The organism is Jeongeupia wiesaeckerbachi, assembly GCF_050916355.1.
Taxonomy (GTDB): domain Bacteria; phylum Pseudomonadota; class Gammaproteobacteria; order Burkholderiales; family Chitinibacteraceae; genus Jeongeupia; species Jeongeupia wiesaeckerbachi.
Genome location: NZ_CP136946.1, coordinates 1,499,789 through 1,522,250 on the forward strand (window position 1 = coordinate 1,499,789; position 22,462 = coordinate 1,522,250).

Consider the following 22,462-nt stretch of genomic DNA (forward strand, 5'->3'; position numbering starts at 1 on the left):
TTCCCTGCGCTGCGCGCCAAACGCGGCGGGGTCCTGAACTCGCCCTGCGGGCTCAGACAGCCAGGCCCCGAAACCCCGCGCTCGGCTGTGCTGCTCGGCGCTACTGAGGGGCCATCGGCGGTATGCAGTCGGCAGCACACCTGCGTAGCAAGACAGCGACCAAAACTTCTCGCGATGCCAGAGAAGAGCGCCGCTTTTCACCCCGTTCGCCAGCGTCGAGAAGTGGAGCGAGACGGCCGGTTTTATGGCTGCCTCGCGACCGATCGAGGGTAGCCCGGAGGGCCGCAAAGCGCGGTCACGCCCAAGCTTAGCGGCTATGCCGCTTAGCGACGCGCGAGGCAGCGTACGCCTTGGGGGTGAAGGGGGCTTTGGCGAGACAAAGCTCCCTTCCCGTCTGCGCGGCGGAACGCGCATCAGTGCTTTTACTCGCGCCGCAGGCGCTAACACCTGCCGTTGCTTTCCTTGCCGCCGCTACCGCGCCACAGACGCCAAGCCGCTAGTTAGCGGAGCAGCGCCACGCCACTCTGGCCCCGCGTCACGCCGGAAAGCCCGAAGCTTCAAGCCGGCCGTGCCTTGTAGAAACTGATCGTCGTGACCGGCACATTGCTCGGCGGCGCCGACTTGAAGATGTGCGGCTTCATCTTGCCGATCACATGCATCTCACACGGTTTGCAGTCGAACTTGAGCGTGTAGGTTTCCGAGCCCGATTTCAGCGTCATCGGCTCGGCCTTGATCTGACCCTTCACGCCGATCACGCCCTTGGCTTGCTTTGGGCACAGATTGTAGGAGAAGCGCAGGCAGTGCTTGGTGATCATCACGCTCACTTCGCCCGGTTCCTCATGCGCCTCGTAGGCGGCGGCGATCAGCTGCACGCCGTGCTTGGTGTAAAAGGCGCGCGCCGCCTGGTTGTAGACGTTGGCGAGGAAGGACAGCGAGGTTTCCGGATAGGCTACCGGTGGCGTGACCGGCTGCTTGCGCTCGGGCCGCGACCAGGCTTTGATCCGCGCGGTTTCCAGCTGTTCGATCGCATCGCGGCGCAGCGCATTGAGTGCTGACGCGGGCACGAACCACGGCTGCGCCAGGTTCAGCGACACATCATGCGCGGTGAACATGGTATTGCCGAGTTTGGCCAGGCCGTCGCGCAGATTGCTTTCAGCCTTGCCGGCATCCTTCGCGGCTTCGAGGGCCATCGTCGCGAGGGCTGTGGCGCTACAGCCATCGTCGTCGGTGACGGTGAGGGCAAGTCCCTCGGCATGATCGGCGAGCGTGAGCCATGCGCCGACGCGCCGGTCGGACGATTTCTGCGCCAGTACCTTCTCCCAGCCGTGATCGCGGTTGCGGTGGATGCGGCTGCCTACCTTCAAGCCCTTGAGGCCGACCATCGCCTCGTTCGGAAACACCCGCCAGAGCGTGCCGCCCTCAATACCGGCGCCGCCATTGTCACCAAGCACCTCGACGGTATTGGCCTGCACACCGATGACTTCGCGCTTTTGCATGTAGTTGAGGCCGTCGCCATTGGACAGCGGCGCATTGGCTTCGAGCTCGAACCAGTTCGGCCCGATCCGGCTGACGGTGCCGAGTTCAACGCCGACATATTTGGGCGAATCGAAAGCGCCGATGTCGCCGCCTTCGCGGCCGTTGACGAAGTAATCGGTATGGCCGCGATGGAAGTTCTTGTCGACGTCGGGCGCGAAGTACAGCTCGGTCTCGCCGCTGGAGGCGCGGATCAGCTCGGGGCGGCGCTCTAGGATCTCGTCGAGCAGCACGCGGTAGTGGCCGGTGATGTTCTTCACATAGCCCATGTCCTTGTAGCGACCCTCGATCTTGAAGCTGCGCACGCCGGCGTCGATCAGCGCTTCAAGGTTGGCGCTCTGGTCGTTGTCCTTCATCGACAGCAGATGCTTGTCGAACGCGACGACCCGGCCGCCGGTGTCGGTCAGCGTGTACGGTAGCCGACAAGCCTGCGAGCAATCGCCGCGGTTGGCGCTGCGGCCGTTGTCGGCGTGGCTGATATTGCACTGGCCCGAGTAGGCGACACACAGCGCGCCGTGAATGAAGAACTCGATCGTGGTATCGAGCGGCAGCGTATCGCGCACCCTGGCGATCTTGTCCAAGGTCAGCTCGCGCGCCAGCACCACTTGCGAGAATCCGGCGTCGGCAAGAAAACGCGCCTTCTCCGGCGTACGGATATCGCATTGGGTGCTGGCATGCAGCTGGATCGGCGGAATGTCGAGTTCCAGAATCCCCATGTCCTGCACGATCAGCGCGTCGACACCGGCGTCGTAGAGCTGATGGATGAGCTTGCGCGCCGGTTCCAGCTCGGCGTCGTGGAGGATGGTGTTGAGCGTGACGAAGATGCGCGAGTGGTAACGGTGTGCAAACTTCACCAGCGCGGCGATCTCGCCGACCTCGTTACAGGCATTGTGCCGCGCGCCAAAGCTCGGCCCGCCGATATACACCGCATCCGCCCCATGCAGGATCGCCTCGCGGCCGATCTCGACGTTCTTGGCGGGGGAGAGGAGTTCGAGGTGGTTCAGCGGCAGGCTCATGGACGGCGATTCGGCAAAGCGGGAAAGGGCGGAAGTATAGCGGAATCAAGGGCTTGGGTATTCAGGCCCGGGCAGATTCAGACGGGCTGCGTATCCAGTAGGCGCCCGGCATGGCTGTAAACCGTCAGCCGCGTATCGCGGGCGAAGCCGATCAGCGTGATGCCGGCGGCGTCGGCCATGTCGATCGCCAGCCGCGTCGGCCCTGAAATCGCGGCGATGACCGGGATGCCGGCGGCGGCAGCCTTGTGGACGATTTCGTACGACGCGCGCGAGGTCATCAGCAGCGCGCCGTCACGCGCGCGCCGCTGCGCATGCAGCGCGCCGACAAGCTTGTCGAGGGCGTTGTGGCGGCCGATGTCCTCGCGCACCAGCAGTTCGTCCCCGGCCAGCCAGCCGGCGGCGTGGACGGCGCCGGTCGCCTGATTCAGCGTCTGCGCACGGCTCATGTCGGCCAGTCCGGCGAGCAGTGCGTCGGCGGCGATCGTGTAATGGCCGTGTACTTGGGCAACCGGTCGCAAGGCGCTGTGCAGGTGTTCGGCGCCGCACAGGCCGCAACCGCTGCGGCCGGCCAGCTGGCGGCGCTGGGTTTTGAGCCGCTGCCACGGATGCTGCGTCAGCGTGATCCGCGCCTCGATGCCGGCGTCGACGGTGGCGAGCTCGACGTCGACGATGTCGCTGTAGCGGTCGGCGATGCCTTCGGTCAGCGTGAAGCCGATCGCCAGATCCTCCAGATCACTCGGGCTGGCCATCATCACCGCGTGCGAGACGCCGTTGTAAACCATGGCGACGGCGACTTCGTCGGCGATGCATTCATCGCCGGCGCTCAGCGTGCCATCCTGCCAGCGCCAGGCCGGGTGGTGACCGAAGCCGCTCATCGCGGCACCAGGTAGACCGGGATCGCCTTGCTCGCCGGCGTGCGCGCGCCTTCGGCGTGGTAGTCGAGCGGCACCAGCGGATTGGTTTCCGGGAAGTAGGCCGCTAGGCTGCCGCGCGGCAGGTCGTAGGCCTGCAGCCGGAAGTCATCGACGCGGCGCTCGCCGTCGAACCAGACCGAGACGATATCGACATGCTGGCCGTCGGCAAGCCGGCGCTCGGCCAGATCCTCGGCGTGGATGAACAGCACCCGGCGTTCGTCGCGTATCCCGCGGTAGCGGTCGTTGCGGGCGTAGATCGTCGTGTTGTACTGGTCGTGGCTGCGTACCGTCATCAGCGTCAGCAGTGGCGCCGGGCTCAGCGGCTGCAACTGGCCGAGCAGATCGCTCATCGGGCCATGGACGACGAAACGCGCCTTGCCGATGTCGGTGCGCCATTCGCGCCGGCGCGCGCTGTTGCCGAAATAGAAACCGCCGGGCTGGCGGACGCGGGTGTTGAAATCGTCGAAACCGGTGACGACCCGGGATATCAGCTCGCGGATGCGGTCGTAGTCGCTCGCCAGCGCGGCAAAGTCGACGGGGCTGTGCTTCAGCGTCGCCTGCGCCATGCGCGCGACGATCTGCGGTTCGGACAAGAGTTGCTGCGACGCCGGCTGTTTCACGCCGCGCGTCAGGTGCACCATGCTCATCGAATCCTCGACGCTGATTTGCTGTGCAACACCGTTCTGCAGATCGATCTCGGTGCGGCCCAGACACGGCAGGATCAGCGCCTCGCGGCCGGTGATCAGGTGCGAGCGATTCAGCGTGGTGCTGATGTGCACGGTCAGCGCCTGCCGGCGCAGCGCGGCGTGGGTTAGCGCGGTGTCCGGTGTCGCGGCGGCGAAGTTGCCGCCGAGTGCGACGAACACCTTCGCTTGGCCGGCCGCCATCGCGGCAATGCTTTCAACCACGCTGTTGCCGTGTTTTGCAGGCGGGGTGAAACCGCAAGCGTCGCCGAGCCGCTGCAAAAAGGTCGCGGTCGGCCGCTCGTTGATGCCCATGGTCCGGTCGCCCTGCACGTTCGAATGGCCGCGCACCGGACAGGCGCCGGCGCCGGGCTTGCCGATATTGCCGCGCACCAGCAGCGCGTTGCACAGCATCGAAATCGTCGCCACCGCATGCCGGTGCTGGGTGATGCCCATGCCCCAGGTGAACATCGTCGCGCGGCTGGCAATGTAGAGTGCACCGAGCTCGTCGAGTTTGGCCCGGCTCAGGCCGGTCGCGGCGACGAGCTCGGCCCAGTCGCTTGCGACGATGTCGGCTTCAAGCGTGGCAAAACCGTCGGTATGTTCGGCGATGAAGGCCCGATCCTCGGCGCCGTGTTCGAGTACGTACTTGATCAGCGCCTTGGCAATCGCCAGATCGCCGCCGATGCGCGGCTGGTAATAATGGCTGGCGAGATCGCTGGCGCGGTTGCTCAGCATTTCGCTCGGGCTTTGCGGATCCTGAAAGCGCAGCAGTCCGCGTTCGCGAAGCGGATTGAGTACGACAATCTTGCAGCCGCGATGCGCCGCCTCGCGCAATTCGCCGAGCATGCGCGGGTGATTGGTGCCCGGGTTCTGGCCGAAGATGAAAATGGCCTCGGCTTGGGCGAAATCGTCGAGCGTGACCGTGCCCTTGCCGGTACCCAGACTGTGCAGCAGCGCCACGCCGCTCGGCTCGTGGCACATATTCGAGCAATCCGGCAGGTTGTTGGTCCCGTAGAGCCGGACGAACAGTTGGTAGAGGAAGGCCGTCTCGTTGCCGGTGCGGCCCGAGGTATAGAAATGTGCCTCGTCCGGATTGATGGCGTTCAGCTGGGCGCCGATCAGCGCGAATGCGTCGTCCCATGCGATCGGCAGGTAGCGATCGCTGGCCTTGTCGTAGCGCATCGGCTCGGTCAACCGGCCTTGCTGCTCAAGTGCGAAGTCGTCCCAGCTTGCGAGCGCGCTCACCGGATGCGCGGCGAAGAAGTCGCGCGTCACGCGCTTGGCGGTGATTTCATGGGTGATCGCCTTGGCGCCGTTCTCGCAGAACTGCACCGCCGCGCTCGGCTTGTCCGGCCAGGCACAGCCCGGGCAGTCGAAGCCTTGCGGCTGATTGGCCTTGATGAGTGCCTTCAGCGTCGTGCCGGCGTTGCCCGGCTCGATGCGCTGCAAGGTCGCCTTCAATGCGCCCCAGCCGCCGGCGGGGGGAGAATTGCTTTTCAATGTGCTCACGATCTTGGCCCGACAATGCGTTGGCTAAGTTTCATTGGGCAACCATTCATTGGCAAGTGGCAATTTCGCTAGTCAGTGTGCTGGCTCGTTTGCGGCGCGAAGTAAAACGGGCCCGCAGGCCCGTTTAGTGTTTCGATGAGGGTCGGGTTACGCCTTGTGATACACCTCGGCCCCCTGTTTGACGAATTCGATCGATTTCACTTCCATGCCCTTGGCCAGTGCTTCGGCCTCGGCGATGCCCTGCTTCTCGGCGAAGTCGCGCACGTCCTGGGTGATCTTCATCGAACAGAAGTGCGGGCCGCACATCGAGCAGAAGTGGGCGACCTTGGCGCCTTGCTGCGGCAGCGTTTCGTCGTGGAATTCGCGCGCGCGATCCGGGTCGAGGCCGAGGTTGAACTGGTCTTCCCAGCGGAACTCGAAGCGGGCCTTCGACAGCGCGTTGTCGCGGATCTGCGCGCCAGGGTGGCCCTTGGCGAGATCCGCAGCGTGCGCGGCGAGCTTGTAGGTGATGATGCCTTCCTTGACGTCATCCTTGTTCGGCAGGCCGAGGTGCTCCTTTGGCGTCACATAGCAAAGCATCGCGGTGCCGTACCAGCCGATCTGCGCGGCGCCGATCGCGCTGGTGATATGGTCGTAACCGGGCGCGATGTCGGTGGTCAGCGGCCCCAAGGTATAGAACGGCGCTTCGTCGCACCATTCCAGCTGCAGGTCCATGTTTTCCTTGATCAGCTGCATCGGCACGTGGCCCGGGCCTTCGATCATCACCTGCACGTCGTGCTTCCAGGCGATCTGGGTCAACTCGCCCAGGGTTTTCAGCTCGCCGAGCTGGGCGTCGTCGTTGGCATCCCAGACCGAGCCGGGACGCAGGCCGTCGCCGAGGCTGAACGACACGTCGTAGGCCTTCATGATTTCGCAGATTTCCTCGAAATGCGTATAGAGGAAATTCTCCTGGTGATGCGCCAGACACCACTTGGCCATGATCGAGCCGCCGCGCGAGACGATGCCGGTCATCCGGTTGGCGGTCATCGGCACGTAGCGCAGCAGTACACCAGCGTGGATGGTGAAGTAGTCGACGCCTTGTTCGGCCTGCTCGATCAGCGTGTCTCTAAACAATTCCCACGTCAGGTCTTCGGCCTTGCCGTTGACCTTTTCCAGCGCCTGATAGATCGGCACCGTGCCGATCGGTACCGGCGAATTGCGCAGAATCCATTCGCGCGTTTCATGGATGTTCTTGCCGGTCGACAGATCCATGATGGTGTCGGCGCCCCAGCGGATGCCCCAGGTCATCTTGTCGACTTCCTCGTTGATCGACGAGCTGACGGCGGAGTTGCCGATATTGCCGTTGATCTTCACCAGGAAGTTGCGGCCGATGATCATCGGCTCGACTTCGGGGTGATTGATATTGGCAGGAATGATGGCGCGACCGCGGGCGATTTCATCGCGGACGAACTCGGGGGTGATCGTTGCCGGAATGCTGGCGCCGAAGCTCTGGCCCGGATGCTGACGCAGCATCATCGCGGCCATTTTCTCGCCCTTGGCGCCGATCGCCTTGAGGCTGGCGATGTATTCCTCGCGCTTGAGGTTCTCGCGGATCGCCACGTACTCCATTTCCGGCGTGACGATGCCGCGGCGCGCATAGTGCATCTGGCTGACGTTGGCGCCCGGCCTGGCCTTGCGCGGTGATCGGGTCAGTTCGAAACGCAGCGGGTCAAGGCTGTGATCCGCCTCACGCTGCCGGCCGTAGTCGCTGGTCAGACCGTCCAGCAGCTCGGTATCGTCGCGCTCTGCAATCCACGTGGCGCGCAGCGGTGCCAGGCCTTTGCGCACGTCGATTGTCGCATCCGGGTCGGTATACGGCCCCGAACAGTCATAGACGTAGATGGCCGGATTCTGTTCGCCGCCGAAACTGGTCGGCGTGTCGGTCTGGCTGATTTCGCGCATCGGCACGCGCAGATCGGCGCGCGAGCCTTGGACATAGACCTTGCGCGAGTTCGGTAAAGGCTGGATCGCCGCGCTGTCGACATGGGCGTCGCTGGCGAGGAATTCGACGGGCTTGTTCATGGACTGCCTCCTGCAAAAACGTAGAGGCGCAGGAGAACGGACTGACGGACGGCACGAGCGTGCCGACCGATTCGCTTCCCTACGCCGGTGTGAACCGGATCAGGTGCTGAGGGACTCTCTCATTCGCCCATCTCTGGATGGGCGAAACCCCTAGCGAACTACGGCTGTGACCGTACCGAGATTGTGGGATAATTACAAGTTATTCAGAAATCATGACCGCCCGGAACGGGCCTGACTTGAGGTGAAGCAAACATGGATTGGGAACGCGCCCGCTACTTTCTCGTAGAACAACAGATCCGCCCGTGGCACGTGCTCGACCAGAAGGTGCTCGACCGCGTGCTGGTGCTGAAGCGCGAAGACTTCGTGCCGCAGGACAAGCGGGCGCTGGCCTTCGTCGACACCGAACTGCCGCTGTCCTGTGGCGGCCAGATGCTGGCGCCGAAGATCGAAGCGCGCTTCGCCCAGGAAGCGCAGCTCAAGCCCACCGACAAGGTGTTGGTGATCGGTGCTGCAAGCGGCGCCTATCTGATTGGCCTTATCGCCGGGCTGTGCGCGCAGGTGTACGGTATCGATGACACCGCCGCGAAGGTTGCGTTTGCGCAGGACGGCGTACAGCGTGCAGGGCTGAAGAACGTGCGGATCGAGCAGACGAACGACCTGCTCGGCTTCAAGGCGCAAGCGCCTTACGACGCAATCATCGTTTGTGGCTCGTTTGCCGAGTTGCCGGCGGCTTTGAAGGCGCAGTTGGCAAGCGGCGGTCGAGTCATCGCCATCACCGGCGAGCTGCCGATCATGCAGGCCGGGCGTGCGGGTGAGGGCGCAGATGAGGTGCTGTTTGAATACAATCTGCCGCGGCTGCGTGCGCAGGTGCCGGCTTCGAGCTTTGTGCTCTAACACGGGTGATGACAGATACGCAGTCTCGCGTCAGCGTAGGCCTGGTGGTTTACCGAACGCCCGTTGACGCGCTGCAGCGATTGTTTGATCTGCTTGCGGCCACGCCACAGATCGCCTCGGTGCTGATTTTCGACAATGGTGTTGATGCGGATTTGCGCACTGAAGTGGAAAAGCGGGGCTGGTGCTATCTGACCGAGGGCTGCAATCTCGGGTTTGGCGCCGGTCATAATCGGCTTTTTCATGCATCCGCCGATGCTGGGTGTCACTATCACTTGCTGCTTAACCCGGATATTGGATGGGTTGATAATCCGCTGACTGAATTGACGGGCTATTTGTTGCAAAACCCCCGTGTTGCGGCGGTGATGCCCGATGTGTTCGGTGAGGGGGGCGAGCGCCAGTATCTGGCCAAGCTCGAGCCGACGCCGACCTTGCTGTTTGGTCGGCGTTTTTTGCCACGCGCATGGATGCGGGAGGCAATTGCACTGTACGAACTGCGCGACTTCGATTTCACAGCACCGCGTACGGTACCGGTCATCTCTGGCTGTTTCATGCTGTTGCGCCGTAGCGCATTCGCCGCTATCGGTGGGTTTGACGAGCGCTACTTCCTCTACCTAGAGGATTACGATCTGTGCCGGCGCTTGCGCGCTACCGGTGATGCGCTGGCCATTGTTCCGGCCGCGAGGGTGATCCACGGGCATCAGCGTTCGTCCTATCGTTGGGGAAAACCCTTGCTCTGGCATGTGCGATCAGCGATTCGCTATTTTTGGGGGTGAGCGTGACGAGTCTGATTCGATTCATCAACGCCATCCAGCACGTTTTGACCGGGTGACCTTGCCGTGTCCATGCTCTATCTGTTTGTCGCGCTGGCGGTCAGTTTTATCGTGTGTCTGTTGCTGGTGCGCTATGTGCACACACACAGCCATCTGACCAGCGACTCCGATCTGACCGGCGCCCAGAAGTTTCATGACACGCCCGTTCCACGTGTCGGCGGTGTGGCGCTGATCACGGGCGTGCTTGCGACGCTGCCTTTTGTCTTTGCCCTCGAAGGCGAAGCGCTGGGGAGCGTAACCGGGTATGCGTTGTTGGCCTTGTTGCCGGTATTCGGCGGTGGATTGCTCGAAGACGTGCTCAAGATCGGCCTGATCAAAACAAGGTTGCTGACGATGTTCGCCGGTGTCGGACTGATGATCTGGCTGCTGGGCTGGCGGATCGAGAGGGTGGACGTGCGCTGGCTCGACCCCTGGTTGATGGCACCTTGGCTGTCGATACCGTTGACGCTGTTTGCGGTGGTCGGTGTGATCAACGCAGTGAACCTGATCGACGGCTACAACGGTTTGGCCAGTGCCGTCGGCATGATCATTCTGGCGTCGCTAGCCTATATCGGCCTGAAGGTCGGCGACCGGCAGGTAACGATATTCGCGATGGCCTTGCTAGGCGCCTGTGCCGGGTTCATGTTCTGGAACTGGCCGCGCGGTTTGATTTTCCTAGGAGACAGCGGCGCGTATACGATCGGCTTCGGCATCGCGACGCTGGCCATTGCGCTGGTGATGCGCAACCCGGGCGTATCGGCGTGGTATGCGCTGGTGCTGATGCTGTACCCGATTGTCGAGACGGTTTTCACGATCAACCGTCGACTGCATCGCAAGGACAATCCCGGTCTTCCCGACGCAGCCCATCTGCACCAGCTGATCTACAAGCGCATGATGCGCTGGGCTGTTGGCAGCGTCGATCTGGGCGAGCGCAAAATGCGCAACTCGATGACGTCGCCGTATCTGTGGCTGTTTTCCTCGCTGTCGGTGATTCCGGCCAGCCTCTGGTGGAATAACGCCTTGGTCCTGCAATTGGTAGCCGCGCTGTTCGTCTTGGGCTATCTGTGGCTGTACCGCAGCATTACACGCTTTCGCACGCCAAGATGGCTGATCGTACGACGTCCGCCGCGTCGCTAGTTGCCGAATTCAAACGATCAATGCAAGACCCAATATCGGGAGTGCTCTTAATGATTCTTGTCACCGGTGGTGCTGGTTTTATCGGCAGTAATTTCGTTATCGATTGGTTCGCCCATAGCGACGAGCCGGTGATCAATCTCGACAAGCTCACTTACGCCGGCAATCTGCACACGCTCGTGTCGTTGTCTGGCGATGCCCGGCATGTCTTCGTTCAGGGCGATATCGACGATCGCGAGTTAGTGTCGCGGCTGCTGGCTGAGCATCAACCGCGCGCAGTAATCAATTTCGCCGCCGAGTCGCATGTGGATCGCTCGATTCACGGCCCGGGCGAGTTCATTCAGACCAATATCGTCGGCACCTTCAACCTATTGGAAAGCGTGCGTGCCTATTGGAATGCGTTGCCGGCCGACGACAAGGAGGCGTTCCGCTTTCTGCACATTTCGACCGACGAGGTTTACGGCACGCTTTCGTTGGAGGGGGCACCATTTGCCGAGACTCATGCCTACAAGCCCAACAGCCCGTACTCAGCCTCCAAGGCTGCGTCTGACCATTTGGTGCGCGCTTGGCATCACACCTATGGCTTGCCAGTGCTGACGACCAACTGTTCGAATAACTATGGCCCCTATCACTTCCCGGAAAAACTAATTCCGCTGATGATTCTCAACGCGCTCGCAGGTAAAGCTTTGCCGATTTATGGCGATGGCCAGCAGATCCGCGACTGGTTGTATGTGAAGGACCACTGCAGTGCAATTCGCCGAGTGCTTGAAGTTGGAATGCTGGGCGACACGTATAACATCGGCGGTTGGAATGAAAAGACTAATCTTGAGGTGGTACAGACCATTTGCGTGCTGCTCGACGAGCTGGAGCCGCGTGCTGACGGTAACAGTTATGTCGAGCAGATCTGTTTTATCCAAGATCGTCCGGGGCACGATCGAAGATATGCGATTGATGCACGCAAACTGGAGCGTGAGCTCGGTTGGAAGCCTGCCGAGACCTTTGAGTCGGGGGTCCGCAAGACGGTTGAATGGTATCTGGCCAACCCAGACTGGGTTGGGAACGTGGCCTCGGGCACGTATCGTGACTGGATTCAAACACAATACGGGGCATGATAGTGCGTTTGCCCATAATTCTATTGACTGGCAAGGATGGTCAAGTGGGCTTCGAGCTGCAGCGTAGCCTAGCGTCGCTCGGCTATGTCGTCGCGGTCGGCCGCCGCGACTGCGACTTGAGTGATTCCGTCCTTCTTGCTGCATTGCTTGAACGGGTACAGCCTGACATCATCGTCAATCCAGCCGCATATACGGCGGTCGACATGGCCGAAACCGAGAGGGCGCGGGCGCAGGCGGTCAACTCCGCCGCACCACAGGCAATGGCGCGTTGGGCCGTCGCAAGTGGTGCACTGCTGATCCATTACTCGACCGACTATGTGTTCGATGGCAGCAAGGACGGCTGGTACGGTGAAGAAGATGCACCGAATCCGCGATCGGTCTACGGCCAGACCAAGCTCGCCGGGGAGGAGGCGATCCGCGAGAGCGGCTGCCACCATCTGATTCTGCGTACTAGCTGGGTGTTCGGTACGCATGGCGGCAACTTCCTCAAGACCATGCTCAAGCTCATGAGCGAGCGGGACGCATTGCGGGTAATTGCCGACCAGGTCGGCAGTCCGACCAGTGCAGCATTGCTAGCCGATGTCGCCGCACAACTCGTCGGTCAGTACTGGCGCGCAACCGACCGCACGGCCTTCGCCTTCGGGACCTACCACGTGGTCGCTGCCGGCGAGACCAGTTGGCACGGCTACGCGCAGGAGATCAGCCGCCAGGCGAGTGAGCTGGGCTGGGGGTTCAAGCTTACCGTCGACGCTATCGCGGCGATTTCGGCTAGGGATTATCCACAGTCCGCTCCGCGGCCCGCCAATTCGCGGTTGGATACTCGCAAACTGCAAAACACATTTAATTTGACACTGCCTGACTGGCGGCAGGGCGTAGGCTTGGTGCTGACGCTACTTAAGGAATAACCACCAATGGTACAACGCAAAGGCATCATCCTCGCTGGTGGCTCCGGCACCCGGCTGTATCCGGCGACGATTGCCGTTAGCAAGCAATTACTACCGATTTATGACAAGCCCATGATCTATTATCCGCTGAGCACTTTGATGCTCGCTGGTATTCGCGACATTCTGATCATATCGACCCCGCAAGATACGCCGCGATTCGCGCAATTGCTTGGTGACGGCAGTCAATGGGGGCTTTCCCTGCAATACACTGAGCAACCCAGTCCAGACGGGGTTGCTCAGGCTTTCATTCTCGGTGAGGATTTCATTGGCAGCGATAACGTTGCGTTGGTCTTAGGCGACAACATTTTCTATGGGCATCACTTCGCCAAATTACTGTACGAAGCTGGCACCAAATTAAGTGGAGCAACTGTATTTGCTTATCACGTACATGACCCAGAACGCTATGGTGTCATTGATTTTGATAAGAACAACAAAGCACTATCGATTGAAGAAAAGCCGCTCAAACCTAAGTCGAACTATGCGGTGACCGGTTTGTATTTTTATGACCACCATGTTGTACAGATTGCCAAAAATATTAAGCCGTCTAAGCGCGGTGAGTTAGAAATCACAGATGTGAACCGCGAGTACCTCCGACGCGGCACCCTCGAAGTTAAAACAATGGGGCGAGGTTACGCTTGGCTTGACACAGGAACACATGAAACGATGCTTGAGGCGAGCCAGTTTATTGCTACGATTGAAAGCCGGCAAGGACTCAAAGTATGCTGCCCCGAAGAAGTTGCATACCGCAATGGATGGATTGACAGCACGCAACTCGCGCATTTAGCGGGCCAACTAAATAAGAATAGCTACGGAAGCTATTTGTTGACAATGTCAAAAATTAAAGTTTTATGATGAGAGTGACTGATACCACCATCTCTGACGTCAAGATCATTGAGCCAACTATTCATTGCGATGATCGTGGGTTCTTTTTTGAAAGCTTTAATCATAATGATTTCAGAAAAGCAATTGGCCGCGAGGTCGATTTTGTCCAAGATAATCATTCCCATTCTGTTCGAGGGGTGTTGCGTGGCCTTCATTATCAATTGCCGCCAAACTCACAAGGTAAGCTAGTGCGCTGCGTTGTTGGTGAAATATTTGATGTTGCAGTTGATATCCGGAGTTTTTCACCAACCTTTGGGCTGTGGGTTGGTGTAAATCTCTCATCAAAAAACAAACGCCAACTATGGATTCCAGAAGGATTTGCTCACGGATTTTTAGTTCTGAGCGAACATGCTGATGTTGTATACAAAGCTACCACATACTATTCTCCGGAAAATGAGTCTGCAATCGCTTGGAACGATTCGGTGTTAAACATTGATTGGTGCGGAATGACAGATCCAATACTGTCCGATCGAGATAAAGCGCACCCTCCGCTGCCTCATGCAAAGGTTTTTGTAAAATGAAGAATTACTCTTGTAACCCTAAATCAATGATTGTAGGGGTGTTTCATAATAAAGATTTGATTTTAGAGCTAGTCAAGCGCGATGTTATTGGGCGTTATCGCGGATCAATCATGGGGTTGTTGTGGTCGTTTTTTTACCCAATTCTGATGCTAACAATTTACACTTTTGTATTTAGCGTTGTATTTAAGGCAAGGTGGGCTGGTGGGGCAGGGTCAAAAACTGAGTTTGCATTGGCACTATTCTGTGGCCTGATAGTATTTGGTCTATTTTCTGAGTGCGTTGCTCGCGCCCCCGGACTGATAACGGGTAATGTTAATTATGTAAAAAAAGTTATTTTCCCACTAGAGGTGTTTCCTCTTGTTTCTTTAGGGGCCTCTACTTTTCATTTTTTTGTTAGCTTACTAGTCTGGCTGATTTTCTACATCATATTTTTTGGCGTTCCTTTAGTATCATTTCTCCTATTGCCAATAGTGGTCTTGCCGCTTATCTTCTTTACCCTTGGCGGATCATGGATACTTGCATCATTGGGGGTGTACTTGCGTGATGTTTCTCAAATTATTGGTGTAATCATCACCGTGCTCATGTATTTGTCTCCCGTTTTTTACCCGGTATCGGCTATTCCTGAGCGCTTTCATTTTTATATGCATCTTAACCCGCTGACGTTTGCTATCGAACAGTCTAGGTCAATTATGATTTTTGGGGGAGGGATTGACTGGCTAAAGTGGGCATGCCAAATGGGTTCTGCGTTGATGTTCGCGTGGGGTGGCTTCGCTTGGTTTCAGAAAACGCGTCAAGGATTTGCTGATGTCCTCTAATATTGCGATCTCCGTTAATAATATCTCGAAGCGTTTTGAAATGTACTCAAAACCCAGGGATCGACTATTACAGCTGATTTTTCGTGGCCGGCGTCAGTACTTTAAAGAATTCTGGGCACTGCATGATGTTTCGTTCGAGGTTGCCAAAGGCGAAACTGTCGGTATTCTAGGGCGTAACGGCAGTGGCAAAAGTACTTTGCTACAGATAATTGCTGGGACGTTGAATCCTACACAGGGTGAAGTCAAGGCAAATGGAGTGTTGGCTGCTCTTCTGGAATTAGGCTCTGGGTTCAATCCAGAGTTTACTGGAAGAGAAAATGTCTATTTAAATGGAACGATTCTTGGTTTCTCTCGAGAAGAGATGGATGCGAAATTTCAAGATATTGTAGATTTTGCCGATATTGGAGATCACTTGGATCAGCCGGTGAAAACATACTCTAGTGGCATGTATGTTCGGCTTGCATTTGCGGTTCAGGCTTGTGTCGAGCCACAAATTCTAATTGTTGATGAAGCATTGTCTGTCGGGGATGAGAAATTCCAAAGGAAGTGTTTTGATCATATCGAGAAGCTACGCAAAGGTGGATGCTCGATTTTGTTGGTGACTCATTCTACAGCAACCGTCGAGAAGTTTTGTCAACGTGGTGTGTTGCTGCATAAAGGAAGAGTGCATGGCATCGGGTCTTCTAAAGAGATTGTAGATCAGTACCATGCGCTGCTATATTCGGATGAGCGAGCCTACCTTAGGTATTTAAGTGCAAAAGATGAAGAGAATCAAGCGGTAAGCGCAGAACGTGAGTGTTTGACAAAACCTGTGTGCGACGAAGTCTCAAACGAGGATAGGCAAGGGAGTAACGACGGCCTTAAAGCAGTTATTCGACGCTGGGGTATTGTAGATAAACATGGTGAGGGGGTTGGAGCGTTCCGAACTGGCGATCAGGCACAACTATATTTTGATGTTGATGTGCTTGCTTTCGTTGGAGAAATCCAGGCTGGAATTCTCCTTCGAACCGTTGAAGGGGTGAGTGCCTTTGGGACGAGCACTTTATATCACAAGAATAATTTCCTAAATGCAACAGCGGGGAAGCGACTGAGATTTAGTTTTAGTCTAGATCTTAATTTATTTCCTGGGACGTATTTTGCTACGTTAGCAATTGCAGAAGCTATTTCCCATGCTGATATGTCATATCTTGACAAAAAAACTGATGCAATGGTGATAAAGATTGATCAGATTCGCCCCACAGGATCTGGAATTGCTGCGTTGACATCCGAGGTGTCAGTCTCAGAGTTAGGATAATCATGAAAGCAATACTGATTGTTACCGAAGCATACTTAATTGGCGGGCTGGAAACACATATCCGAGGAGAGGTTTCAGCCCTTACACAATTGGGGTGCCAAGTTCATATGGCCGTTGGCACGGCATTCAACGATATGCTACGTCCTATTGAACTTGTGTCGCTGACTACAGGGGTCGCAATGAGTCCTGAAGCTTCGGAGCTGGATTTGGTTCAATCTGTCGAACTAATAAGACGTATTATTCGCCGAAATTCTATAGATTGCGTTCATGCTCATCCTTTTATCTCGTTGATTCCGGCATTTATTGCGGCGGCGTTGGAGAATGTTAAGTTTGTCGTTACATTGCACGGTCCTAGTTCGCTTAGTGGAGTGTACGGGCCCATATATGATTTTTTTGTGAAGTCATTGATTTTTCCTGGTTCAAGCTTGGTTATTTCTGTTTCAAAAGAGATTTTGCAATTAACCAGGCCATTTCTCGGCTCCTCTAATTTTGCTTTGCTGCCAAATGGCGTAGAGTTTAGTGAGCTGGGGGCTGATGTAGAATATCCTTTTGCGGATACTCGCTGGCTATTGGTTAGTCGACTGGATGATTCGAAAATAATCGGAATCATGGATTTCATTCTGAAAGCTAAGGCGTCAGGAATTCCCGGTGTTGCTGTTGTCGGTGACGGCAGTGCTAAGGAAGGGCTGGTGCAGTGGTCTAAAGAAAATGACGTTGAAGGTTTTGTTGAGTTTCTTGGATTTAGCGATACGGTTCCGAATATCATGAGGAAGTATGCCGGTGTTGCAGGTATGGGCAGAGTTGTTCTTGAAGGGATTGCTGCGGAAAAATGTGTTGCAATGGTCGGCTACGATGGCGTTAAAGGCATTGTCGACGAGCGGCTTTTTGACGAGGCACAGTATGCCAATTTTTCTGGAAGGCATCTTGAAGTGATAAATGCTGAAGAGTTTTCCAAGCAAATTAGTGCTGCGGCTAATTTGAATAGGAAAGCATTTAGAAGAAAAATATTGAGCGAGCATAGCGAGTTTAATGTATGGAAGTCCTTCCTAAGGAAACTGCGATGGAGGAAGCCTAGTCGCAATAACATTGCGATCGATTTTTATCTTTCGTTGCGTTCCTCTGTAGAGGATGCAGGACCTGCTCCATTCCTTCAATCATATTCTGTATTGAGGCGACTAGGCGAGGTCGTGCACGGAAGAAGTAATTTTGAAACATATCTGGCTGGGGCTTATGTGCTCTGTAAAGAGAGATTCTCGCATCGAGATTAAAAATTCCTTGAGATATTTAAAGGGGGACGTTCCTTCGCGGTGACGGATGCAGTGATTATTCAAGTAATTGCAATGATTTTTTGGTGTGAAAACCGGATCGTGTAAAGATGGGATGCTGATTTATTGGTTGTCCTTCAATAGGTTTTCGTTACTACTTAATTTTTGAAGAGGGACTATGGCTCGGATGCCTTATGGATTTGCTGTTTCGTGGCTTTTTGCGCCAACAGTTGGATCTGCCGATATTGATTTTTTTCGTCGTATTAAAGATACCCCTTTTGAATATGATGTTATGCAGGTGTGGCGAGAGCATCGCGATGAAGCACTCTTGAAATTTGTTGGGAAGGCGAAGTTAAATCGCTTTGAGATTAGAACGGATCACCATAATCCGCGCGGCGATCGTTCGCGCAAAGAGTTTGCAGATGCGGCTCGTTATCACTTTGAAGTTAATAAAGACAAATACGATTTTGTTATATCTCACAGCAATGAAATTCACTCTCATTTTGTGGCGTTAGGCATTAAGAAGGAAAATAAAAAACTTCCGTGGATTGCCTATTTTGGCGATCTTTTTGAGCGGAACCCTTATATTGCTCACCTTCCGGGATACCCGAAAGTAAAAGAAGATATCCGAACAGAGCGAGAGACGATCAAGTATGCGGACGTTATTGTCGTGAATAATGAATTTCAACGGGACTTGATGTTTTCTGGCGATCTAAAGAAGTACCTTGACAAGGTTGTCGTTGTTCCTCACGCCTACGAGATGTCGATGTATGACGCTGCTCCAGTAAAATTTGAAAAGAAAGCGCCATTCACATTGATGCATCTAGGAACGCTTTACTCAGTAAAGCGTCGTGCTGAGCCTATTTTACTGGCTGTCGATCGTCTTTTAACGATATACCCGGAGTACAAATCTAATTTTGAGCTTGTGTTTGTTGGCGGCGCTCCATGCCAGGCTGATTTGGATGTACACAAGAACATGAAGCATGCCGACCATGTGCACTTTATCGGTGCTGTTGGTTATCTGGAAAGTCTCGGCTTGATGAAATACGCTGATGCATTGGTGTTGATTGATGGAATTTTTAATGCAGCCGATGATGGAATAGAGGTCAATCCATTTTTTGCGTGCAAACTGGCTGACTACATGGGGGCAAAAAAGCCAATTATTGGCATAACCATGGAGAAAGGCTTGAGCTCTGAAATTTTGAAGAAATCCCAAAATTTGACGGCAGGGCTTAATGTGGATCGAATTGCGTATGTCCTATTGCGTGCATTGGAGGGTAAAATCCATCCTGATTATGGAGTTTACGAGCAGTTTTCAAATGAGCACCTGATTTCTCGGATGTCCGCGATTATTTCGAATGCGTTGAAAGGAAAATGACTGACATGAAATACGATGCTATTGTGATTGGTTCGGGCTTTGCGGGAAGCATTATAGCGGAGCGTTTGGCTAACATTCTTAATAAGAAAGTCTTGATTATCGAACAACGAGACCATATCGCAGGTAATATGTTCGATTACAAGGACGGTTTGGGGATCAATATTCATAAATACGGCCCTCACCTCTTCCGCACAAATGAAGATTTTGTTGTTGAATACTTGTCGCAGTTTACAGACTGGTACCCATATCAGCACAAGGTTCTGGCTCATATCGATGGGCATCTAGTTCCAGTCCCATTCAATCTCGATTCCATTAAAATTCTTTTGCCGGATCAGGCCGAAAATCTTATCCAAGTTCTTACATCTGAATTTGGAATGGATATTAAGGTACCAGTATCAAAGTTGCGAAATAATGCAAATGAATCGTTGGCATGGCTTGGCGACTACATTTTCAATAAAGTGTATTTGAACTATACAACTAAGCAATGGGGCGAAAAGCCCGAAAACCTAGATTTTGAGACTATCACAGCTCGCGTTCCCGTCCACGTCTCCTACGATGATCGTTACTTTCAGGAGCGCTATCAGCAGTTGCCTAAAAATGGATATACCGGCATGTTTGAGAACATGCTGAGGTCCGAAAATATTAATGTTCTGCTTAATACTAAAGCCAAACAGCGTCTTCGTTTGGACCGAGCGGATTGCAAAATTTATTTTGAGGACGAGGCTTTTGATGGGCCTGTTATCTATACCGGGGCATTGGATGAGTTATTTGAGTATTCGCTTGGAGAACTCCCTTATCGATCGCTCCGGTTTACGGTTGAGGAGAGGGATGTCGATTTCTTCCAGCCTACGGGCACTGTTAATTATCCTAATGAACATGCATACACTAGAATTTCTGAATATAAACATATGATGCTGGATCGGTCTATGGCTGGAACGTCAATCATGTTCGAGTATCCACAGGAATATGATCGTAACGATCCTGAGAAAGATATTCCTTACTATCCAATTCCCAAAGAAGATAACCAGCAGGCATACGAAGGTTATGTCGATATGGCGCGCGATTTTCCCAATCTATTTTTGCTTGGCCGCCTAGCTGAGTATCGCTACTATGACATGAACAATATAATTCAGCGTAGTCTTGCAGCTTTTGATGAGTGGTTTAAAGATGCCTAAGATTTCAGTAATCGTTCCCGTCTATAATCTGGAGTTCTATATTTCCCGCTGCCTTAATTCATTGGCTCGGCAATTGTTCAAAGACTTCGAGGTTATTGTTGTTAATGATGGGAGTAAGGATGATAGTCAACTGATAGTTGATGAGTTCGTTCTCAAGTATCCTGATGTTTTTAGGTCGTACATCAAGGAGAATGGAGGGCACGGCTCTGCTTGCAACGTCGGGCTTGCTCACGCCAAAGGCGATTATATTGTTTTTGTCGATGGCGATGACTTTCTCGATCCTGATGCATTGGGCTATTTGTATCAAAAGATAGAGATAGTCGATGCGGATATGCTGATCGGGAATCTGATGTACCATTTTTCCGACTCCATAACTCCTTTTGTGGCATTGCCGTTCGGAAAAGAGTGCATGCTGGATGAGGCTGCGAAAGATGAGCTTTATAATAATTGGGCAACCCCCTGCGGTAGGATTTATAAAGCTGAGCTTTTTGCTAATCTAGATTTTCGTTTCAAAGAAGGAATTTTCTTCGCGGATGCAAATTTTGCGCCTAAAAGCTATCTCCTAGCGAAGAAAATTTACTATGTAAATAAGGAGGTCTATAACTACGATATAACGCGGCCCACCCAGTCAATGAAGCAAACTGATCGTAGAATATTGAACATCATTCCTGCGTTGCGCGATATGCTTGAGTTTTATAAAAGCCGAAATGAATTTGATGCGAACCGTAAGCGATTAGAAACCTACACTGTCCGTCATTGTGTCAGTTGGATTGCAAAAGTGAAAACCCTGCATGGGTATTCGAAGCTGAAAGCAATTCGCGAGATTTTTTCTGTGCTGGATGATTATTTCCCCAAAACTTGGGAACATTCACAGGCAATTTCTTCGATAATTTCGCCGCCGTTGGCGCGATTGCTGGTTATTTCGAAAAGGCTGCAATATTTTCCGTTGGCTTTATATTGGGATGGCCCACCGGTCCTAAGAAAAATTGACCGAATTTTATATTGTGTATTCGAACTTCCATTGCGAAGTTATTTGTGGATAAAGCGAGTTTTTAAGCGGTTGGTGAAGAAAATTATTTCGATGGAATTTTAAGTCTCGGGGGCATGGATTTGCCCCTACTCCTTTTGAAATATGCATTTCTTTAATTTGACGAAAACGTTTTAATTCATTAGTTTGACTTGGAAATTACTTTGTGACCATGGCGTCAAACGGTATTGTCTATTTCGCACCGGTTCCATTTTCTAGCTATTGGCAACGTCCGCATTACATGATGCACTACTTGCTTAAACGTGGGCATGTAACGCGGGTGCTCTGGATTGATCCCTACCCAACCCGATTGCCGCGTCTTTCCGACTTAAGCGTTGATTTCTCCTCTTCCGCTGATGTCTCTGAGCCTGTAGATGGGATTTCGGTGCTGCGCCCTCGTGCACTGCCTCTGGAGCCATTGACCTCGATCAATTGGCTCAACTATTTTCTTTGGCGAGGAACGTGGCGAGAGATCCAAATTGCTTTGGCCGATGAGTCATGTTGTATTGGCGTTGGAAGACCAAGTATTCTGGCTGCCCAAGCCATTAAGTTTGCTGCGCAACGAGGGAAAAGCTTTCTAGATATTATGGATGATTTTTCGGAGTTCTATTCCGGATTGTCAGCAAAATCGATGCGACAACGTGAGCTAGAGCTGATTGATGTTGTCGATCGTGTCTATGTGTCGGCCGAGTCATTGGGACATCGGGTCAGTCAGCGCCAACGTCAGCCAGTCTTGCTCCCAAATGCCTACCAGATGGATAGAGTTAAGGATTTGACATCCATCGAGCGTAACCATGCGGTGATTGGATATGTTGGAACAATTGCTGACTGGTTTGATTGGGATATCGTCTGTGAAATGGCACGCGCTATGCCGGATAAGCGAGTAAAAATTATTGGCCCGCTACGTACGTCTATTCCTAATGATTTGCCTAACAATGTTGAGCTTCATCCGGAGTGTTCGCTCACTCAAGCGATTGTCGAAACTTCTCGCTTTGGCGTTGGAATTATTCCATTTCGTAGAAATAAATTAACTTCCTCGGTTGATCCGATTAAATTTTATGAAATGCGAGGGCTAGGGGTGCCTATTTGGTCAACGGCATTCGGCACTATGACGGAGCGTATTCTCAACGGTGAGGCATATCATATGGAGCCGGGGAGCGACTGGCGGGGGTTATTTCAGAAAACTATCGCTACAGGTCTGACCGGGAAGTCTTTAGCTGATTTTAGAAAAGAAAATGATTGGGATTGCAGGTTTGGTGCGCTCGACGACTTTTTTCTTGATTTAGCTGATTAGTCTGCTTGACCCACGTTGGGATTTTCTGCTTTCTTTGTTTGATCTACGAAATAGATGGCATTTTTTGAGGCGTGACAGACTTACCTTGTAATATATGTTATAAGCTCGGCTCCATGAAAATCACTTCTGAAAAACTGAAGAAAATACCATGATTGTTTAGCTTTCCGACAGGTGATTATAAATCTGCATGACCCTGGCT

The 22,462-nt window shown here is 54.0% G+C and carries 18 protein-coding genes and 1 riboswitch; of the genes, 14 read left to right on the plus strand and 4 right to left on the minus strand.

The annotated features are described in order from the left end of the window. Positions 1 to 557: 557 nt before the first annotated feature. From R0382_RS07360 to thiC, 4 genes are all read right to left on the minus strand, one after another. Positions 558 to 2,549, minus strand: a complete 1,992-nt coding sequence (locus tag R0382_RS07360; protein WP_432723582.1) for a peptidase U32 family protein — start codon at positions 2,547 to 2,549, stop codon at positions 558 to 560. Positions 2,550 to 2,626: 77 nt separating this feature from the next. Continuing rightward, complete coding sequence (gene fdhD / locus R0382_RS07365; RefSeq protein WP_432723583.1) at positions 2,627 to 3,424, minus strand: formate dehydrogenase accessory sulfurtransferase FdhD; 798 nt, start codon at positions 3,422 to 3,424, stop codon at positions 2,627 to 2,629. Beyond that, positions 3,421 to 5,658: an FdhF/YdeP family oxidoreductase gene (locus R0382_RS07370; protein WP_432723584.1), complete on the minus strand. Its 2,238-nt coding sequence runs from the start codon at positions 5,656 to 5,658 to the stop codon at positions 3,421 to 3,423. The genes fdhD and R0382_RS07370 overlap by 4 nt, the downstream gene beginning before the upstream one ends. 147 nt (positions 5,659 to 5,805) lie before the next feature. Then, positions 5,806 to 7,719 (minus strand): phosphomethylpyrimidine synthase ThiC, encoded by a 1,914-nt coding sequence (gene thiC / locus R0382_RS07375; RefSeq protein WP_432723585.1) that lies wholly within the window; start codon positions 7,717 to 7,719, stop codon positions 5,806 to 5,808. Between the two features lie 59 nt (positions 7,720 to 7,778). Next, a riboswitch (TPP riboswitch) is annotated at positions 7,779 to 7,881 on the minus strand. A gap of 90 nt (positions 7,882 to 7,971) precedes the next feature. Here thiC and R0382_RS07380 point away from each other — a divergent pair. From R0382_RS07380 to R0382_RS07445, 14 genes are all read left to right on the plus strand, one after another. Then, entirely contained in the window at positions 7,972 to 8,613 is a 642-nt protein-coding gene (locus R0382_RS07380) for a protein-L-isoaspartate O-methyltransferase family protein (RefSeq protein ID WP_432723586.1), read from the plus strand. An 8-nt stretch (positions 8,614 to 8,621) separates the two neighbouring features. Beyond that, positions 8,622 to 9,386: a glycosyltransferase family 2 protein gene (locus R0382_RS07385; protein ID WP_432723587.1), complete on the plus strand. Its 765-nt coding sequence runs from the start codon at positions 8,622 to 8,624 to the stop codon at positions 9,384 to 9,386. A 69-nt stretch (positions 9,387 to 9,455) separates the two neighbouring features. Continuing rightward, entirely contained in the window at positions 9,456 to 10,559 is a 1,104-nt protein-coding gene (locus R0382_RS07390) for a glycosyltransferase family 4 protein (protein ID WP_432724136.1), read from the plus strand. 50 nt (positions 10,560 to 10,609) lie between these two features. Continuing rightward, the gene (gene rfbB / locus R0382_RS07395) at positions 10,610 to 11,668 is read left to right on the plus strand and encodes a dTDP-glucose 4,6-dehydratase (RefSeq protein WP_432723588.1); all 1,059 of its coding nucleotides are present in this window, start codon (positions 10,610 to 10,612) and stop codon (positions 11,666 to 11,668) included. Next, positions 11,665 to 12,573: a dTDP-4-dehydrorhamnose reductase gene (rfbD, locus tag R0382_RS07400; protein WP_432723589.1), complete on the plus strand. Its 909-nt coding sequence runs from the start codon at positions 11,665 to 11,667 to the stop codon at positions 12,571 to 12,573. Before rfbB ends, rfbD begins: the two co-directional genes overlap by 4 nt. Before the next feature lie 6 nt (positions 12,574 to 12,579). Further along, a complete protein-coding gene (gene rfbA, locus R0382_RS07405; protein WP_432723590.1) occupies positions 12,580 to 13,464 on the plus strand; it encodes a glucose-1-phosphate thymidylyltransferase RfbA in 885 nt (294 codons plus the stop codon). Then, positions 13,464 to 14,015, plus strand: a complete 552-nt coding sequence (gene rfbC, locus R0382_RS07410; RefSeq protein ID WP_432723591.1) for a dTDP-4-dehydrorhamnose 3,5-epimerase — start codon at positions 13,464 to 13,466, stop codon at positions 14,013 to 14,015. Before rfbA ends, rfbC begins: the two co-directional genes overlap by 1 nt. Beyond that, the gene (locus R0382_RS07415; RefSeq protein WP_432723592.1) at positions 14,012 to 14,830 is read left to right on the plus strand and encodes an ABC transporter permease; all 819 of its coding nucleotides are present in this window, start codon (positions 14,012 to 14,014) and stop codon (positions 14,828 to 14,830) included. The genes rfbC and R0382_RS07415 overlap by 4 nt, the downstream gene beginning before the upstream one ends. Then, complete coding sequence (locus R0382_RS07420; RefSeq protein ID WP_432723593.1) at positions 14,820 to 16,124, plus strand: ABC transporter ATP-binding protein; 1,305 nt, start codon at positions 14,820 to 14,822, stop codon at positions 16,122 to 16,124. Before R0382_RS07415 ends, R0382_RS07420 begins: the two co-directional genes overlap by 11 nt. 2 nt (positions 16,125 to 16,126) lie before the next feature. After that, on the plus strand, positions 16,127 to 17,392 hold the full coding sequence (locus R0382_RS07425) for a glycosyltransferase family 4 protein (RefSeq protein ID WP_432723594.1): 1,266 nt from the start codon (positions 16,127 to 16,129) through the stop codon (positions 17,390 to 17,392). A gap of 175 nt (positions 17,393 to 17,567) precedes the next feature. Continuing rightward, a complete protein-coding gene (locus R0382_RS07430; RefSeq protein WP_432723595.1) occupies positions 17,568 to 18,767 on the plus strand; it encodes a hypothetical protein in 1,200 nt (399 codons plus the stop codon). A gap of 5 nt (positions 18,768 to 18,772) precedes the next feature. Then, a complete protein-coding gene (gene glf, locus R0382_RS07435; protein WP_432723596.1) occupies positions 18,773 to 19,942 on the plus strand; it encodes a UDP-galactopyranose mutase in 1,170 nt (389 codons plus the stop codon). After that, positions 19,935 to 21,035, plus strand: coding sequence for a glycosyltransferase family 2 protein (locus R0382_RS07440; RefSeq protein WP_432723597.1), 1,101 nt, complete (start codon positions 19,935 to 19,937; stop codon positions 21,033 to 21,035). The genes glf and R0382_RS07440 overlap by 8 nt, the downstream gene beginning before the upstream one ends. A 100-nt stretch (positions 21,036 to 21,135) precedes the next feature. Next, positions 21,136 to 22,263, plus strand: a complete 1,128-nt coding sequence (locus R0382_RS07445; RefSeq protein WP_432723598.1) for a hypothetical protein — start codon at positions 21,136 to 21,138, stop codon at positions 22,261 to 22,263. Positions 22,264 to 22,462: the final 199 nt, after the last annotated feature.

Coding starts and splice junctions, on each gene's coding strand:
- glf (WP_432723596.1), top strand. CDS start 18,773: ATGAAATACGATGCTATTGTGATTGGTTCGGGCTTTGCGGGAAGCATT.
- R0382_RS07360 (WP_432723582.1), bottom strand. CDS start 2,549: ATGAGCCTGCCGCTGAACCACCTCGAACTCCTCTCCCCCGCCAAGAAC.
- R0382_RS07385 (WP_432723587.1), top strand. CDS start 8,622: ATGACAGATACGCAGTCTCGCGTCAGCGTAGGCCTGGTGGTTTACCGA.
- R0382_RS07415 (WP_432723592.1), top strand. CDS start 14,012: ATGAAGAATTACTCTTGTAACCCTAAATCAATGATTGTAGGGGTGTTT.
- R0382_RS07380 (WP_432723586.1), top strand. CDS start 7,972: ATGGATTGGGAACGCGCCCGCTACTTTCTCGTAGAACAACAGATCCGC.
- R0382_RS07420 (WP_432723593.1), top strand. CDS start 14,820: ATGTCCTCTAATATTGCGATCTCCGTTAATAATATCTCGAAGCGTTTT.
- rfbC (WP_432723591.1), top strand. CDS start 13,464: ATGAGAGTGACTGATACCACCATCTCTGACGTCAAGATCATTGAGCCA.
- rfbD (WP_432723589.1), top strand. CDS start 11,665: ATGATAGTGCGTTTGCCCATAATTCTATTGACTGGCAAGGATGGTCAA.
- R0382_RS07425 (WP_432723594.1), top strand. CDS start 16,127: ATGAAAGCAATACTGATTGTTACCGAAGCATACTTAATTGGCGGGCTG.
- thiC (WP_432723585.1), bottom strand. CDS start 7,719: ATGAACAAGCCCGTCGAATTCCTCGCCAGCGACGCCCATGTCGACAGC.
- fdhD (WP_432723583.1), bottom strand. CDS start 3,424: ATGAGCGGCTTCGGTCACCACCCGGCCTGGCGCTGGCAGGATGGCACG.
- R0382_RS07440 (WP_432723597.1), top strand. CDS start 19,935: ATGCCTAAGATTTCAGTAATCGTTCCCGTCTATAATCTGGAGTTCTAT.
- R0382_RS07390 (WP_432724136.1), top strand. CDS start 9,456: ATGCTCTATCTGTTTGTCGCGCTGGCGGTCAGTTTTATCGTGTGTCTG.
- rfbA (WP_432723590.1), top strand. CDS start 12,580: ATGGTACAACGCAAAGGCATCATCCTCGCTGGTGGCTCCGGCACCCGG.
- rfbB (WP_432723588.1), top strand. CDS start 10,610: ATGATTCTTGTCACCGGTGGTGCTGGTTTTATCGGCAGTAATTTCGTT.
- R0382_RS07430 (WP_432723595.1), top strand. CDS start 17,568: ATGGCTCGGATGCCTTATGGATTTGCTGTTTCGTGGCTTTTTGCGCCA.